General features: G+C 69.3%; 17 protein-coding genes and 3 tRNA genes. 18 read left to right on the top strand and 2 right to left on the bottom strand.

All coding sequences use genetic code 11. The annotated features are described in order from the left end of the window. Window positions 1-207 precede the first annotated feature (207 nt). The 4 genes from J0P97_RS00365 (at window position 208) to J0P97_RS00350 (ending at window position 4,687) form a co-directional block, all read left to right on the top strand. Window positions 208-1,185 (top strand): alpha/beta hydrolase, encoded by a 978-nt coding sequence (locus J0P97_RS00365; RefSeq protein WP_215485788.1) that lies wholly within the window; start codon window positions 208-210, stop codon window positions 1,183-1,185. Between the two features lie 167 nt (window positions 1,186-1,352). Further along, entirely contained in the window at window positions 1,353-3,089 is a 1,737-nt protein-coding gene (locus J0P97_RS00360; protein WP_215485787.1) for an AMP-dependent synthetase/ligase, read from the top strand. Window positions 3,090-3,149: 60 nt separating this feature from the next. After that, a complete protein-coding gene (locus tag J0P97_RS00355) occupies window positions 3,150-4,043 on the top strand; it encodes a DUF1295 domain-containing protein (RefSeq protein ID WP_215485786.1) in 894 nt (297 codons plus the stop codon). Next, window positions 4,040-4,687, top strand: coding sequence for a DUF1684 domain-containing protein (locus tag J0P97_RS00350; protein ID WP_215485785.1), 648 nt, complete (start codon window positions 4,040-4,042; stop codon window positions 4,685-4,687). Before J0P97_RS00355 ends, J0P97_RS00350 begins: the two co-directional genes overlap by 4 nt. Here the strand turns inward: J0P97_RS00350 and J0P97_RS00345 are convergent. Further along, window positions 4,674-5,162: a YajQ family cyclic di-GMP-binding protein gene (locus tag J0P97_RS00345; protein ID WP_215485784.1), complete on the bottom strand. Its 489-nt coding sequence runs from the start codon at window positions 5,160-5,162 to the stop codon at window positions 4,674-4,676. The two genes, J0P97_RS00350 and J0P97_RS00345, sit on opposite strands and share 14 nt — an antisense overlap. A gap of 73 nt (window positions 5,163-5,235) precedes the next feature. Between J0P97_RS00345 and J0P97_RS00340 the strand changes: the two genes are divergently transcribed. Both J0P97_RS00340 and J0P97_RS00335 read left to right on the top strand, forming a co-directional pair. Beyond that, window positions 5,236-5,988, top strand: a complete 753-nt coding sequence (locus J0P97_RS00340) for a class I SAM-dependent methyltransferase (RefSeq protein ID WP_215485783.1) — start codon at window positions 5,236-5,238, stop codon at window positions 5,986-5,988. A gap of 83 nt (window positions 5,989-6,071) precedes the next feature. After that, entirely contained in the window at window positions 6,072-6,680 is a 609-nt protein-coding gene (locus tag J0P97_RS00335; RefSeq protein ID WP_282837394.1) for a hypothetical protein, read from the top strand. On the opposite strand, the gene J0P97_RS00330 is transcribed toward J0P97_RS00335, so the two are convergent. Further along, on the bottom strand, window positions 6,677-7,243 hold the full coding sequence (locus tag J0P97_RS00330; protein ID WP_215485782.1) for a GNAT family N-acetyltransferase: 567 nt from the start codon (window positions 7,241-7,243) through the stop codon (window positions 6,677-6,679). The genes J0P97_RS00335 and J0P97_RS00330 overlap by 4 nt on opposite strands. Window positions 7,244-7,297: 54 nt before the next feature. Between J0P97_RS00330 and J0P97_RS00325 the strand changes: the two genes are divergently transcribed. From J0P97_RS00325 to J0P97_RS00270, 12 genes are all read left to right on the top strand, one after another. Next, window positions 7,298-7,783 (top strand): FBP domain-containing protein, encoded by a 486-nt coding sequence (locus tag J0P97_RS00325; protein WP_215485781.1) that lies wholly within the window; start codon window positions 7,298-7,300, stop codon window positions 7,781-7,783. 87 nt (window positions 7,784-7,870) lie between these two features. Then, window positions 7,871-7,952 (top strand) — tRNA-Tyr (locus J0P97_RS00320). Window positions 7,953-8,059: 107 nt separating this feature from the next. Continuing rightward, the gene (locus tag J0P97_RS00315; protein ID WP_215485780.1) at window positions 8,060-9,367 is read left to right on the top strand and encodes an HNH endonuclease signature motif containing protein; all 1,308 of its coding nucleotides are present in this window, start codon (window positions 8,060-8,062) and stop codon (window positions 9,365-9,367) included. A 110-nt stretch (window positions 9,368-9,477) separates the two neighbouring features. Beyond that, entirely contained in the window at window positions 9,478-10,548 is a 1,071-nt protein-coding gene (locus tag J0P97_RS00310) for an MFS transporter (RefSeq protein WP_215485779.1), read from the top strand. Between the two features lie 6 nt (window positions 10,549-10,554). Next, on the top strand, window positions 10,555-11,343 hold the full coding sequence (locus tag J0P97_RS00305; RefSeq protein WP_215485778.1) for an inositol monophosphatase family protein: 789 nt from the start codon (window positions 10,555-10,557) through the stop codon (window positions 11,341-11,343). 165 nt (window positions 11,344-11,508) lie between these two features. Further along, window positions 11,509-12,813 carry a M23 family metallopeptidase gene (locus J0P97_RS15845; RefSeq protein WP_308163292.1) on the top strand — a complete coding sequence of 435 codons (1,305 nt, stop codon included), beginning with the start codon at window positions 11,509-11,511 and terminating at the stop codon, window positions 12,811-12,813. A gap of 61 nt (window positions 12,814-12,874) precedes the next feature. Further along, window positions 12,875-12,946, top strand: a tRNA-Thr gene (locus tag J0P97_RS00295). A gap of 34 nt (window positions 12,947-12,980) precedes the next feature. Then, window positions 12,981-13,054: transfer RNA gene (locus J0P97_RS00290), tRNA-Met, on the top strand. A gap of 197 nt (window positions 13,055-13,251) precedes the next feature. Then, window positions 13,252-13,467 carry a helix-turn-helix transcriptional regulator gene (locus tag J0P97_RS00285; RefSeq protein WP_215485776.1) on the top strand — a complete coding sequence of 72 codons (216 nt, stop codon included), beginning with the start codon at window positions 13,252-13,254 and terminating at the stop codon, window positions 13,465-13,467. 304 nt (window positions 13,468-13,771) lie between these two features. Beyond that, window positions 13,772-14,473: a tyrosine-type recombinase/integrase gene (locus tag J0P97_RS15980; protein ID WP_215485775.1), complete on the top strand. Its 702-nt coding sequence runs from the start codon at window positions 13,772-13,774 to the stop codon at window positions 14,471-14,473. Then, window positions 14,367-14,939 carry an RHS repeat-associated core domain-containing protein gene (locus J0P97_RS15975; protein ID WP_372449666.1) on the top strand — a complete coding sequence of 191 codons (573 nt, stop codon included), beginning with the start codon at window positions 14,367-14,369 and terminating at the stop codon, window positions 14,937-14,939. The genes J0P97_RS15980 and J0P97_RS15975 overlap by 107 nt, the downstream gene beginning before the upstream one ends. A gap of 196 nt (window positions 14,940-15,135) precedes the next feature. Further along, window positions 15,136-15,687 (top strand): hypothetical protein, encoded by a 552-nt coding sequence (locus tag J0P97_RS00270; protein ID WP_215485773.1) that lies wholly within the window; start codon window positions 15,136-15,138, stop codon window positions 15,685-15,687. Window positions 15,688-15,833 lie beyond the last annotated feature (146 nt).

The following is a 15,833-nucleotide window of genomic DNA, read 5'->3' as shown; positions in this document are numbered from 1 at the left end:
GCCGACCTCCTCCCGAACGCCGACCTCCTCTCGAGCGCCGACCTCCTCCCGAACGCCGACCTCCTCCCGAACGCCGACCTCCTCCCGACGGTCGGAACACGAGAACCCGGCTCGCGTGTCGCCCCGGGCGCGCGTGCCACCCGGCGCTCCGGACGCGCCTCCCACCCCACCCGCGAGGCGCGCGACGTGCCTGGCTAGGCTGGCAGCATGGCCGATTCGCACGCCTGGACCACCGACATCCTCGGGAAGCCGTTCGAGCAGCTCACGCTCCCCCTGGGGCAGGATGCCGAGGGTGAGGTCGTGGCGACGCTCGTCCGCTCGCGGCCGCGGGGCTCCGCACTCAAGCCCCTCGCCGACGTCGACGTGCTCTACGTGCATGGATGGTCGGATTACTTCTTCCAGACGGATCTCGCCCGGTTCTGGAACCGCCTCGGCGCGCGCTTCCATGCGCTCGACCTGCGCAAGTACGGGCGGAGCATCCGCCCGGGGCAGACGCCGGGATACATCGCCTCCCTCGACGAGTACGACGCCGACATCGCGGCGGCGCTCGATGCGATTCGGGCGCACCACCGCGGGCCCGCGCGTCGGCTCGTCCTGATGGGGCACTCGACGGGCGGTCTCACGCTCAGTCTGTGGGCGGCGCGGCATCCCGGCGAGGCGGCGGCGGTCGTCCTCAACAGTCCGTGGCTGGAGCTCCAGACCGGCGCCATCGGCAGGCAGGCGATCGCGCCGCTCGTGGCCGCACGCGCTCGATTCGACCCCCTGGGGTCGCACCCGATCGTCGATCTCGGCTACTACACGCGCGCCCAGCGCGAGCTCGGGACGCTGCCCGACAGCCCCGAGGGGTGGCGGCCGGAGCGCGGCTTCCCGACGCACCCGGGCTGGCTTGCGGCGGTGATGGCGGGCCATGCGCGTGTCGCCGGCGGCCTCGGCATCGACGCGCAGACCCTGGTCATGCTCTCGACGGGCTACACGTCGCCGATGCAGTGGTCGGATGCCATGGTCCGTACCGACAGCGTCCTCGTCGTCGACGACATCGCGCGCGCCGCGACGAGGCTCGGCCCGCGCGTCGCGATCGACCGGATCCCCGATGCGATCCACGACATCTTCCTCTCCGCTCCCGATGCCCGGGGTCGGGCTTTCGCGCGCCTGAGCGATTGGCTCCAGAACGGCGCTCTCGCCTGACGTCCGCGCCGCAAGGTCCGTGCCGCTGCGCGCCGTCCTCCCACGTCCGCGCCGTCCTCCCGCGTCCGCGCCCGCCGCGCCCGCCGCACGGCATCGAGGAGCTCGGTTCATCCGATCCTCCCTCCGCTCCGAACAAACACGTGTCCATTCCCGAAGGAGCTCCGATCGTGAGAGAAGCGTCCACGCCGCCGCTGGCCGATCTGTCGTCCTACCGCAACGTGACCGACTTGCTGCTGCGCCGCGAGGCTGTCGCGCCCCACCACCTCGCGTTCGACGTCGCCGCCGTCGACGGGACCTGGCGCCAGGTGTCGACCGCCGCGTTCGCCGACGAGGTCCGCGCCGTCGCCAGAGGGCTCATCGCGGCGGGTCTCGAGCCGGGCCAGAGCGTCGCGATCATGTCGGCGACGCGCTACGAATGGGCGGTCGCCGACCTCGCGATCTGGTTCGCGGGGGGCGTCGTGGTGCCCGTCTACGACTCGTCCACGGCCGCGCAGGTCGCGGCGATCGCGACGGACGCGCACGTCCGGATCGCCTTCTCGGGCGACGAACGCGCACAGGATGCGCTGACTGACGCCGGAGTGCCGCTCGTCATCGATCTCGGGGGCGGTCTGACCGCGCTCGCCCAGCGGGGTGCCGACATCACCGACGACGCGCTCGAGCGAGCCCGGAGCCATGCGACTCCTGCGTCGCCCGCGACGATCGTGTACACATCGGGAACCACGGGGCACCCGAAAGGGGCGGTCCTGACGCACGAGAACTTCCTCGGGCAGGTCCTGAACATCGCGGCCGTCTACTCCGATATCGTTCGCGCGGACGGTAACACGGTCATCTTTCTGCCGCTGGCCCATGTGCTCGCCCGGGGCCTGCAGCTGATCTGCCTGGCGAGCGGAATGCGGATCGCCCACCTCTCCGCGCCGTCCGACGTCGTCTCCTCTCTCGCAGTGCTGCGACCGACGTTCCTGGTCGTCGTGCCGCGGATCCTCGAGAAGATCACGGCGGCGGCGGCCGCCAGGGCCGCGGAGAAGCGCCTTCACGGCCTCTGGTCGGCCGCGGTCGCCACCGCGACGGACGCGGGGAGGGCCGCCGAAGAGAGCGAAGACGGGGGCATCGCCGCGCGATCATGGTCGCTGCGCCTGCGCCACCGCCTGTTCGACGCCCTCTTCTACCGCCGCATCCGTGGACTCATGGGCGGGCGCCTCCGGTACATGCTCTCGGGCGGGGCCACGCTGCCGGCCCGGATGTCGCTGCTCTTTTGCGGCATGGGCATCCCGGTGATCGAGGGGTACGGCCTCACCGAGACCACCGCCCCGCTGACGGGCAACCTCCCCGGAGCGATCCGGTCCGGTACCGTCGGGGTGCCCCTCCCCGGGTCGACGGTGCGGATCTCGGATGGCGGCGAGGTGCTGGCGCGGGGCGTGGGAGTGTTCGCGGGTTATCGCAACCCCGACGATGACGCGGATGCCTTCGTCGACGGCTTCTTCCGGACCGGCGACCTCGGTCGCCTGGACGACCGCGGCAGGCTGACGCTCGAGGGTCGTCTCAAGGATGTCGTGACCACGTCTCACGGAAAGACCATCGTTCCGGCGCGCTGGGAGGCCGCGATCGAGCAGCATCCGCTCGTCTCCTCCGCGATCACGGTCGGCGAGGGGCGGCCGTACCTCACCGCGCTCATCGTCCTCGATCCCGACGCACCCGCGTTCGCCGATGTGCGGTCGCACCACTCGACGATCCAGCGCGCGGTGGACGACGCGAACGCGCTTGTCTCCCGCAGCGAGCAGGTGCGGCGCTTCGAGCTCGTGACGGCGGACGCGGAGGATCGCGAGGTCGTGACCCCCACCCTGAAGATCCGGCGCCGCGAGTTGCTGCACCGCGAATCAGCCGTCATCGACGCCCTGTACCGCTAGCCTCGGCGGCGGCGGACGCCGCCCTCTCCTCCCCCTGCGATCGAAGCCCGGAGCTCCGTCATGTCTCAACGTCCCACCGCCACCCTCATCACGATCGGCCTCGCTCTCGCCATCGGCGCGGGAATCGCTGCCGCGGGCAGCTCCGCGGGGCAGACGCTCGGCGGCATTCCGCTGTTCGGCCTCGCCGTCGCCGCCGCATTCCTCATTCAGGTCGTCGCCTACATCCCCGCCGCTCTGCTGCGGACCGAGAAGTTCTTCGACCTCACGGGCGGGCTCACGTTCGCGCTGGTGACCGCCGCCCTCCTCGCCGCCGTGGTGCCGGCGAACCCCCGCGCATGGCTGCTCGCGGTCATGGTCGTGGTCTGGGGCGTGCGGCTGTCGGTGTTCCTGTTCCTCCGCGTGCGCGCGAGCGGGTCGGACGGGCGCTTCGACGACATCAAGGTGCAGCCCCTCGCCTTCCTGCGTGTCTGGATCATGCAAGGGCTGTGGGTCGCGGTGACCGCATCCGCGGCGTGGGTCGGGATCACCGCAGTACCCGCGGCCGGCGCCACGGGTATCGACGGGTGGATGATCGCCGGCGCCGTCATCTGGCTCGGAGGACTCGTCCTCGAAGTCGTCGCCGACGCGCAGAAGACCGCCTTCCGGCGCGACCCTGCGCACAAGGGCCGGTTCATCCAGAGCGGGGTGTGGGCGTGGTCGCGGCATCCGAACTATCTCGGCGAGATCCTCGTGTGGATCGGTGTCGCCGTCGTCGCGCTGCCCGCGGCGATCGGCTGGCAGTGGGCGACCATCCTCTCGCCGGTCTTCGTCGTGCTCCTGCTCACGCGGGTGAGCGGGATCCCGCTCCTGGAGAAGCGCGCCGACGCGCGCTGGGGGCAGGATTCCGCCTACCTCGCGTACAAGGAGCGCACACCCGTGCTCATCCCGGGTCGTGGGGCGCGGGTGACCCGATGACCGGTCCTGTCGCGGAGCGGGCGCGCATCGCCGCGGAGGTCGTGGACTGGCGACGCCGGACGTTCGATCTGTACGGGGTCGTGCGGGAGCGCTCCGACCCGCGTCTCGCTCACGAGCGGTGGCGATCCGGTCGCGACGAGATGATGGCGACCCATCCCGCCAGCCCGCTTCTGGAGGCGGACCGCGCCGCTTTCGCGGGTCTCCCGGTCGCGCCCTACGACCCTGATTGGCGATTCGAGGTGCCGCTGCTTCCGGCCCTCCCCGAGACGTTCGCGTTCCCGAGCGGCACCGACGGCGTCGTCCCCTTCGAGCGCATCGCCCGCGTCGAGTTGCCGGGTGTGGGGTCACTGGATGTCTGGCGGCTGACGAGCTACGGCGGAGGGATCTTCATCCCGCTGCGCGACGCCCTCGCGGGGCGTCCGGGCGGCACCTACGGCGGGGGGCGCTACGTTATCGACACCGTCAAGGGCGCTGACCTCGGGTCGAGCGCGCGCCAGGGGACGATCGTGGTCGACCTGAACTTCGCCTACAACCCGTCGTGCGCGTACGACGTCGCGTGGGCGTGCCCGCTCGCTCCGGCCGGGAACGTCGTGTCCGTCCCGGTCCCCGTCGGGGAGCTGTACGCGGCTTTCAGCGGTAGTTGACGAACTGCAGATCCACATCGAGGTCGGCGGCCTTCAGCATCCGCTGGAGTTCCTGCAGGTCGTCGCGAGACTTGGAGGTCACGCGCAGCTCGTCGCCCTGGATCTGCGACTTGACCGTCTTGGGCCCCTCGTCGCGGATCAGCTTGGAGATCTTCTTCGCGTCCTCCGAGGAGATCCCCTCCTTGAGGGTCGAGGTGATCCGGTACTCCTTGCCGGATGCCTGCGGCTCGCCCGTGTCGAGCGACTTCAGCGAGATGCCGCGCTTGATGAGCTTCGACTGGAAGACGTCGAGCACCGCCTTCGCGCGCTCCTCGCTGTTCGCCTTGATGAGGACGGCTTCGCCCGACCAGCCGATCGAGGCATCCGTGCCTTTGAAGTCGTAGCGCTGCTCAACCTCCTTGCGCGCCTGGTTCAGCGCGTTCTCCGCCTCCTGGCGGTCGATCTTGGAGACGATGTCGAACGAAGAGTCAGCCATGATGCCAGTGTAGGAGCCGGAGCGGCTCTCCGAGCCTCCCGCCCACTGCGTCTCCCGAACGGAAGGATGCGGCGTGACTTCCGATGCGACATCCGACGCCGGCCCCGCCTCCGCGGCGCCCTGGGCGAAGCTCTCGTCCGACTATGAGCGTGCGCGTGCCCGGGAGGATTCCCTCGACCGACTCGTCGAATGGCCCGCGCAACGCGAGGCGCTCGGCAAGGTGGAGGGGAAGTCGATCCTCGACCTCGGGTGCGGGAACGGATCGAAGGTCGCCCAGCTGGTGGAGGAGGGCGCCGCGCCCTCCGTCGGTGTCGACCTCAGCGCCGACTTCATCCCTTCGCCGCCTGAGCGCCTCGACCTGGTGCAGGGCGACCTGTCCGACCTCGGCTCGATTCCGACGCTGACTCATCGGACGTTCGACCGCATCCTGTTCCTCCAGTCCTTCGGGTACGCGTCGGACCCGATCCGCACTCTGCAGGCGGCGCGTGATCTTCTCGCTGACGACGGGTTCATCCTCCTCACGAGGACGCATCCCATCCGCTACGCCGTGGAACGGTCGGAACGCGACGGCACGTCTTTGGGTGAGGAGTACTACGCGGGCGGCGCGTACAGCTACTCCAGCGGATGGAACAGCGAGGTCACGCTGACCCACGACGTCTTCACCATCGCCGATCTGTTGAACCAGTTCAGTGCCGCGGGCCTGTGGGTCGAGCACGCCGCCGAGCCGCGACTGTCGGAGGAAGATGCGCTCCGGTTCCCGCACAAGCAGGAGTGGATGAACAAATACCTCGGCATCCTCGTTTTCCGGCTCCGGCCTCGGCTCTAACCGGCTGACGCGGGCGAAACCGTCGCGGGCACCTCGACGAGGTGGAACCAGCGCCCCGTGGGGCGGCGGGTGAGAATGTTCACGTGGATACAGGCGCCAGCGGTCCGGACTCTCCGAGTGATGCGGTGCCCGAGCGGTTCGTCTATCACGCCGTCGTCGACCTGGTGCCCGGCACCGACTCGCTCCTGTCCGCGTCCGCGCTCCGGGACGTGGACGCAGCGGCGGCCCGTCGCGCGCTCGCGAAGTACGACGTGAGCGCGGAGCGACGACGACTGGCCACGACCCGGATCCCGCTCATCGAGCGAGGATGGACCGAGGTCGTGTTCCTGTCGCCGATTCATCCGCATGCGATCTGGAGCGCGTGGCGGGAGGTCACCGGCGAGACTCTTCCGCCGGTCTCCTTCTGGGAGATCCCGATCGAGAGCGTGCCGGATGACGCCGTCGTCTTCGATCGAGTCTCGAGCAGAGTCGGCGATCCGATCCCGCTGGACGAGGTCCGACACCTCGACCGTTCGAGCTTTCGCACGCTGCGGCAGACGCCGAGCGCCAACCGAGAGTGGCTGGTCGCTCTCGCCGCTCGCGGTCGGCGAGGTGCGTGGTTCAATCTGACCCCGCACGTGCTCACGCAAGGCCCGGTCGTCCTCGATGAGGCGTCGATCATCTCGTGGGACGAGGCCACGGCCTCGGATTAGGCTTCGACCCCGTCCGGCCAGCCGGGCTTCGGCGTGCGGTCGTCGGTGCGCAGCAGCTCGCCGTTCCACGCCAGGATCGGGCTGCCGTCGCGGGCGGGGATCCGGCCGGTGTGCTCGCCCGTGAAGCGAAAGCCGCACTTCTGCGCGACGCGCATCGAGGCGAGGTTGCCGACCGTGCACTCCCAGCGCACCCGGTCGAGCTCGGTCCGCGCGAAGACGGCGTCGATGACCGCGCCGAGGGCCTCCGGCAGGATGCCGTGGCCACGGTGCGGCGCGCCGAGCCAGTAGCCGACCATCCCGCCTGCCTTCCGCACGCTGAGGACGCCGAGGAGCGGTGCCGAGTCGTGCGCACGGATCGCCCAGGTCCATTCCGTGTCCTGCGCCCATCCGGCGGGCACGTACTCGTCGACGAAGCCGACGGCGTGCTCGCGTTCGTAGGGCCAGGGCGTGACCATGAACCGCTCGAACACGGGGTCGGTGCAGAACCCGGCGATGGTGTCGACGTCGGCATCCGTGGGCTGGTCGAGCATGAGTCGCTCGGTAGGGAGCGGGAAGGGCGACATGCCTCGATCGTAGGCGGCGGCCCCGACGGCGACCGTCGCTCCTAGACTGGGCGGATGCAGGCGCTGACCGAAGACCAGGTCCGCGCGGCGCTCGTCAATGCGTCGCCCGAGGAACGCGATCGGCTGTCCGTGCCGATGTCGTTCGTGCTCGCCGATTGGGATCATCTCGACTTCTTCGCGTGGCCCGACCCGGATGCGCGAGACCGCGGTTACGTGGTGGTCGAGCGCGGCGGCGTGCCCGTCGGGATCGTGCTGCGCGCGGCATCCGGCGTCCGCTCGCATGCGGCGATGTGCAATCTCTGCCACACGATGCAGCCGGGCAACCAGGTGGCCCTGTTCACCGCACGCCGGGCCGGATCGCTCGGAGACCGCGGCGACAGCGTGGGGACGTACGTGTGCGCGGACCTCGGATGCCACGAGAACGTGCGCCTGGCCGCTCCGCTCGCTCCGAGCGAGCTGCGCGCGAGCGTCGACCGGCGCATCGACGGCACGCGGCGACGCGTCGAGGCCTTCGTCGAGCGGGTCGTCGTCGCCGAATGAGGCACCGGTTTTTCGTCCGGCCCGGCTGCCGCTAAGATAGGTGATCGCGCCTCCGCTCGACTGAACAAGCCGGTCGGGTGCGCACCTGGCGAGTTACCCAAGCGGCCAAAGGGATCTGACTGTAAATCAGCCGTCTTCGACTTCGGGGGTTCGAATCCCTCACTCGCCACCCCGGTCATTCTCTGATCAGACCGCGAAAGCGCCCCTCCCGGATCACTCCGGAGGGGCGCTTCTGTTCTTCGAACGGATGTCCGAACCCCCTGTCAGAATGAGGGCATGACGGAGTTCACGGGGGCAGCGGATCCCGACGCCGGCGGGGTCGATGCCTACATCGACGCGCTGTCGGGTCTCGTCGCCGAGGCCGTGACCGTCGCCGCGCACGTGACCGCGGCCCAGGTCGCGGAGGTGCGGGTTCTCGCCGCGGCAGGCCGGCTCGCCGAGCATCAGGCCGCGGGGGAGCGTTCATCGGTGCGCATGCACGATATGGCCTTGCGCTCCATCGCCGCGGAATTCGGCGGCGTCCTGCGCGTGACCGATCGCACCGTGCAACAGCGCATCGGCGACGCGCGCGAACTCGTCGAGTGCTATCCCGCCACCCTGTCCGCCTGGGAGGCCGGGCGGATCACTCGCGGTCATGTTCGCGTGATCGTCGACGCCGGTGGCGTCGTCCCCGCCGAGCGACGTCCCGCCTTCGAGGTCGACGCGATCCGGATGTGCGAGGCCGACACTCCGAACCGAGTCCGGGCAGCGGTCGAGATCCTCGCCGAGCGCACGTCGGAGCGCTCCTTCACCGAGCGTCACCGCGAGGCGAACGGATGCCGCAAGGTCCGCGTCATCCCTGGGCAGGCCGGGATGTCCGACCTGATCGCCACCGTACCGACCGTGATCGCCGACGGAATCATGGATCGGCTGACGCAGCAGGCGACGACGATCATCGACGCGCGAGACGCTCAGGACGGCGATGACCGGCGAATGGATCAGGTGCGCGCGGACGTCTTCACCGACCTGCTCTTGACGGCCGCGCCCGCGCTCGACCTCGCCACCGGCGATGGGGCCGGATCGCTCGGGGCGATCCGCGCGCAGGTCCAGGTGATCGTGCCCGCGTTGACGCTCCTCGGAGCTGATGATGGACCGGTCGATCTCATCGGGCGCACTCCGATCGACGCGGAGACGGCGCGCTGCCTCGCGGCGAACGCGCCGAGCTGGGCGCGGGTGCTCACCGATCCCGTCGACGGCGCCGTCATCGCCGTCGACCGCTACCGTCCAGGACTGCCGCAGCGACGGTTCCTTCGGGCGCGTGATCAGCATTGCCGGTTCCCCGGATGCCGGAGGGCAGCGATCCGGTGCGAGATCGACCACACCGTCGATGCGGCGCGGGGCGGCCCGACGGCGCTGTGGAACCTCGCCCATCTGTGTCAACGCCATCACTCGATGAAGCAGTTCACCCGCTGGCGCGTGCGGCAGTCATCCGGCGGCATCCTCGAGTGGACCTCTCCGACGGGTCGCGTCTATCGCGAAGACGCGCCCGCGCCACCTGTCGCGTTCGTCGCCGCGCCTGCGGCTTCCGAGCCCCCTCCGTTCTGAACCCAGCGCGGCCGCCTCGCCCCGCCGCCTCGTTCCGCCGCCTCGTTCCCGACCGCCGCGCGCATGTCTCTGTCAGGATGGGGGAGATGTCACGCGGCGAAGGGACCGATATGTCACACCCGATCACCTCACCCCAGTCGAGCAAGATCCTGCGGGCGTCCCTCTGGGTGGCCATCGGCGCCCTCATCGCGGCCGCACTGGTGTGCGTCGTCTGGGTGCTGATCGGCGACGACAACGGCATCATCGGCAAGGCCTTCCTGACGATCGTGCTGCTCGCGGCGTTCGCCGCGGTCGCCATCGCTGAGTCGCACCTCGCCTCCCATCGGCCTGCCTGGCTCGCGCTGACCAGCATGGTCTCGTGGGTGATCATCCTTCTGATCGGCGCGTTCCTCATCTGGATGCCACTGAGCAGCTCGTTCGGCATCGGCGCCGAACGGTTCTTCCGCTTCGTGCTGATCGTGCTGATCATCCAGGGCGCCCTGTTGCACGTGCGATTGTTCGTCATCGCATCCGCGCGCCACCAGACGACCTTCACGACCGTCGTGACCTACGTGACCATCGGTCTCGTCGGCATCCTCGCCGTGATGCTCGTCCTGCCCCTCGTGACCCAGGAGGTCGTGGACTACCGTCCGCTCTACTGGCGCGTCGTCGTCGCCCTCGCCATCCTGGCCGCCGTCGGGACGGCGCTCGTGCCTCTGGTGAACGCGTTGATGGCACCGAAGAGGCCGCGTGCCCACGCGCTCGCGCCTTACGGCCAGCAGCCCTCCGGCCAGCAGCCTTACGGCCAGCAGCCTTACGGCCAGCAGCCTTACGGCCAGCAGCCTTACGGCCAGCAGCCTTACGGCCAGCAGCCTTACGGCCAGCAGCCCTCCGGCCAGCAGCCGACCGCCCTTCCTCTCGCCCCCCAGGCGGCGCCCCTTCCCTGGCCGACCTTCGCGGACGGGGTCACGCCGCTTCCCGTCCTGCCCGACGGCACTCCCGATTGGAACGCGTACTACACGGGGTATCCGACGATGGGATACCCGGCGGCGCCGGCCCCGTCCTCGCAGACTCCGACCGAGCCCTCCGGCGACCCGGAGGCCGCCGCCTGGTACCAGGGCTACCCGCCCCCGCCGCCTGTGCCCCCGCACCACGCCGCTCCGCAGCAGCACCAGCAGCACCCGCAGAACCCGCAGGGCTGATCGCCGGTGGATGTTGCAGAGCTGGAAGGGATCGCCGCCGAAATCTCCCGCGAGGCGGGCGATCTGGCGCGTCGGCGCCGCGCCGAGGGCGTCCGGATCGCGGCGACGAAGTCGGCCCTCGCCGACATCGTGACCGACGCCGACCGCGAGGTCGAGCAGCTCATCCGCGACCGACTCGCGGCTCGCCGGCCGGACGACGGCTTCGTCGGCGAGGAGTCCGATGCCCAGCCGGGGACGAGCGGCATCACGTGGGTCGTCGACCCGATCGACGGCACGGTCAACTACGCCTACGGCATCCCTCACTACGCCGTCTCGATCGCCGCCGTCATCGGCGAGCCGACGCCGGAGGCGTGGACCGCCCTCGCCGGTGTCGTCTTCACGCCGGTCGTGGACGAGCTGTTCCGCGCCTCGCGCGGCGGTGGCGCATGGCTCGGCGAGGAGCGTCTCGCCGTCTCCACGCCGACGGATGCCGGGGCACTCGTGGCCACGGGCTTCGGATACGACCCGGCCACGCACGCCGACGACCTCGCCCGCGTGGCGCGCTTCATGCCGCTCGCGCGCGATCTGCGGCGCGGGGGAGCGGCATCCCTCGACCTGGCGTACGTCGCCGCGGGGCGGCTGGACGCCTACGTGGAGCGCGGACTGCACCCGTGGGACCACGCGGCGGGAGCCCTGCTCGTGACCGAGGCGGGCGGGGTCGTCGGCGGAGCGCCGGGCGGCCGGCCGGGCCGTGAGATGACGATCGCGACGAGCTCCGAGCTCTTCGAGACGCTGTCATCGGCGATATACCGGTAGCGTTCACCGCATTCTCAGCCGCCCGGCTGTAGTGTTTACCCGATCGTTACTTTCGCCGCCCGAACGGCGAGAGTGATCACCACCCGATCCACCCTTGTCGCGCGACACCCGCGCGGCCGGACGAGAGCCTGCCATTTGACCCTCGACGCCTCCCCGTCTGACGCCGTGCCCCCCACGCGGCGCTCGGCCCGTCGACCCGTCGTGACCGCGCCGGCCGCGCCGCTCACGCGCGCCGAATACCGGCGTCGCGCCGCCGCCGCAGACGCAGCGCCCGAACGCGACCCCGCATCGGAAGCCTCCGTTCCCGAGCAGGTGTCGCTCGCCGAGTCGGTCGTCGCCGACGTCGCTGCCGCGATCGTGGCCGAGTCGGTCGGAGACGCGCCCGACGAGGCCGCCCGCCGTCGCCTGCGCGCCGCCGCGCACGAGGTCTTCGCCGAGGTCGTCGCCCGGGTGGACACCGTCGCGATCGATGTCGTCGCCGGAGCCGCCGATGTGCCCGGCACCCCCGCGGCCCCGGCGGCCCCCGGTGCGTCGTTCGTCCGGCCGGATGCCGCGTGCGCGGACGACGAGTTCGCGTTCGCTGCCAGGCTCTTCTCCTTCACGGGGGAGACCCCCATCCAGCGGCCGGCCGCGCAGGGCGCCTCCTCGCCCGCGCCGGTCTCGGCGGCCACGGCCCCGCACGTCGCTCGTCGCCGACCGCGCCGGGGCGTCCTGTTCCAGCGCCTCGCCGCAGCATCCTTCTCGATCGGCGTCATGTCGATCGTGGGTCTCCTCGCCGTCGGCACGACGACCCCCGCCGAGGCGATCACGCCGACGTCGGTCACGACATCCGACATCACCGCCGCGGCGAGCACCACCGCGAAGCGCGACAGCGGCGAGATCCAGGCCTTCGTCGCCGGCGATGTCGCGCAGCCCGCCGCCCTCGACCGGCCCGAAGGCTACGGCGTCGCATCGATGGCCGACCTCGCCGCCGATTCCGGCGTCACGATCTTCGCCAGCGCGGGTCAGGGCACCTGGGTGAACAACCCGTCCGCCGCGATCCAGTGGCCCTTCCCGGTCGGCGTGCCGATCTCGGCCGCCTACGGCTCGTCGTCCTACCTCGCGGAGTTCTCCTCCGCCCACAGCGGCACCGACCTCACCCCGGGCGCCGGCGCGGAGATCCACGCTGTCGCGGCGGGCACCGTGCGCATCGCCACCGAGGACGGCGGCGACTACGGCGTCACCGTCGTGATCGACCACATCATCGACGGCCAGCCCGTCGCGACCCGGTACGGCCACATGCAGTACGGCTCGCTGCAGGTCACGCAGGGTCAGATCGTCAAGGCCGGCGAGGTCATCGGCAAGGTGGGCCAGACCGGCAAGGCCACGGGGCCTCACCTGCACCTCGAAGTGCTCCTGAACGGCAACACGCGCACAGACCCGATGCCGTGGCTCTACGAGCACACGACGGGCACCCACACCGTCGGCTGACGGTTCGGCGGGATGCCGCTGCTCTGGTATCCTCGTCTAGTTGCCTGCGCGCAGGCGGCACGCCCCGATAGCTCAGTGGCAGAGCACTTCCATGGTAAGGAAGGGGTCGTCAGTTCAATCCTGACTCGGGGCTCGGAGCATTCCGGACATGTCCGCGTGTGCTCTGCGGCGGGGTAGCTCAGTTGGTGAGAGCGCACGACTCATAATCGTGAGGTCGCGGGTTCAAGCCCCGCTCCCGCTACAGAGAAAAGCCCCCGTACTCGCGTAAACACGCGGTAGATGCGGGGGTTCTTCATGTCTGCTAGACCGACCGATCGTTCACGGTGGTCCGGAAATGGTCCGCTTTTCGACGCTCCAAGGGTCTCTTCCGAACAGCTGGCGCGGGTGCCACGGAGTGATCCCGATCACATTCCGCTCGGCGCCGTGCATGTGGTGGACATGAGCACTCAACCACTGAACCGCACCGAGACGACCGGATCGCCCACGCGACTCCTGACTACGGAGGAACTCGCCGAGTACCTCCAGATCCCCGTCCGTACGATCGAAGACTGGCGACACCGTGATTACGGTCCCAAGTACGCCCGCATGGGTAAGCGTGTGCGGTACCGACAGAGCGCCGTCGACGCCTGGCTCGAAGAGATCGAGGCCGCGTGATGGCGGGTCGAACACCGATCAGACCGGGTGAAATCGGTTCCGTGCAGATCGCTCCGTCCGGCGACCGATTCCGCGGTCGGGCTCGGACCAGAGACGCCGGCGGTGCGCTGCATCGCTTGTCTGCCACCGCGGACACCCCGGAAGACTGCGCGAAGTCCTCGGCGTCATCCGAAACGTCCGATCGATCTCTGCTGAGAACCAAGCGCGGGTAGCGCTCAGGGGCGCACTCGGACTGGCGGCCGAGGTCGGCGCCATCCCGCACAATCCAATTCTCGGTCTCCGGCGCGTCAGGCAGCGCAAGCCGATGCCGATCTCCCTCACCGTCGACCAGGTCGCGATCCTCCGCGAGGCGATCCTTCGACGAGAGGTGCGGATACGCCCGGACAGCGGCCCGACCGCAGGCAACCTGAGATGGGCGTTCGAGGTCCAAATCGGACTCGGACTGCGGCTGGGGGAGGTTCTAGGCCTACGCAACGCCGACGTCGACTTCGAAGCCGGACGAGTGTCCGTAAGCGGCACCCTCGTGGACGATGAGGTCTGGCGAGTCGTCCGACAGTCGGAACTCAAGTCCCGAGACCAGGCGCGGATCATCGAGGCACCGCGGTTCGTTCTCGCCGCCCTCGCCGAGGCGCGCTCGACGAGGGAGAGCCTCACGGATCGCTTGCCCATCGCTCCCGCTCTCCAGAGTCGCGCGGGAACGTGGATCGCGCCCCGCAACCTCCGACGTGCCTTCCGACACCTCCGGAGCGATTCGGAGTTGATCGAGGCCCTACGGGCCACCGGCATCGAGCCCGACCGTCTCACGCATCACGTGCTCCGCAGGACGGCTGCGACACTCCTCGGGTGCACTGCTGCTGTGGGACCCCTTCGGGCAACCCGTCAACACGACCACCTACGCGATCGGCACCGCCGCAACCGACGACACCGCCCAGATCGCAGGGAACACGCAGTGGCACCAAGGCGCCTTCAAGCCCGCGGAATCCGCCGGATCAACGCTCGTGATTGAGATGGGCGCACGCCTCTACGTACCCGCCCTCGCTCGATTCCTCCAAATCGACCCCATCGAAGGGGCTGGCTCCAATGCCTACGTCTGGCCAGGGGACCCCATCAACACCCACGATTTGAGTGGCAAGAGACCCCTCGGTGCCTATGATTACGCGGGTGGTTATAACGCGAACTCATTTTCGAGGAGCGCTGACGAGATCGTGGGTGCAACCAGAGCTGGCGCGGCTCCGGAAAAATCTCGGCCCGTCACATCGAGGGTATTCGAGTTCGTTGCGCCGATCTCTCAGTGGGCGTCGCTCGGTCTGAGCTTCTTGAGTATTGTTTCCTTGGCCGTCGCGGCGTTGGCACCGCCGACTGCAGTGGTCACAGTACCGCTCTCAGGTGCGTTCGGCATGGGAGCTACGTGGGTCGGAGTGGTGGCCGTAATCTCGGATTGTGTGTACCACATGCTCGATAAATGTGCTTAGCCCAGCTACCCGGTGCGATAGTCGGGGCAGGAATCAGTATCGCGGCCCCCGCACTCTCGGGAGCGATATTCTGGTTGCATACTGGTGTGGCCTGGTTGTTCGCGTCGAGTGATGGACGGCCGGTCCTCCCTTGAAGGGCGCCGCCCGCTTCGACGCGCTATCGCCCCGGTTGCGCTGGTACAACAGACTCAGGCTCGTGAACTATGGGGTGGCTATCGCATTCGCCTGCTTCGTTGCCGTCGTGCCGTTCGTCGCCGGCGCGGAGGTGGGCTACCTCGTGTTCTACCCCCTCCTGGGTGCGATCCTCGTGGCACTTGTCTTCAGAGTCGGTCTTCGCCGGTGGGGCCTACTTGATCGCGTCGCGCGGCGAGCGGCCGTTGGGGAGAGTGAGCTGCTGTGCACGTTCGCTCGGGTCGAATCCTCTAGCGAGAAGCGCTCTTTTCCGGAAGGGTGCGGGTGGTTGACGATCAGTGATTCCGACCTGATCTTCACGCTGTCGACGATCCGTGGTGATGTTCTGTCGACGCTCTCGTGGCCGCTCGTTGAGATTGCTGGGGCGCAGCGAGTGGAGGTCTCCGGAGGGCGGGAGTATTCGGACCTCTATATCGACGTGGTTGGAGGGGAGTCGGTGACGGTGTCGACCAACCAGCCCGGTGGTTGGAACATCAGACCGATGACCGATACCGATATCGACCGACTGGCGGCACGGCTACGAGATAAAGTGCAAGCCGTCAAACGTGCGCCGTGAACTGGTAGCGGGCACGATCCTGGCTCGAAGCTCGCGGTGAAAGAGTACGGTCACGATACCTGCCGATGAGCTGCTGACGCGGCGGTTGCTGCCATACAGAGCGTGGTTTCGAACAGCGGTGGGGCGGCGTCCACAACGGGATATAG

This window comes from Microbacterium flavum (assembly GCF_018717645.1).
GTDB lineage: Bacteria > Actinomycetota > Actinomycetes > Actinomycetales > Microbacteriaceae > Microbacterium > Microbacterium flavum.
This window is presented reverse-complemented; position numbering and strand designations above follow the sequence as displayed.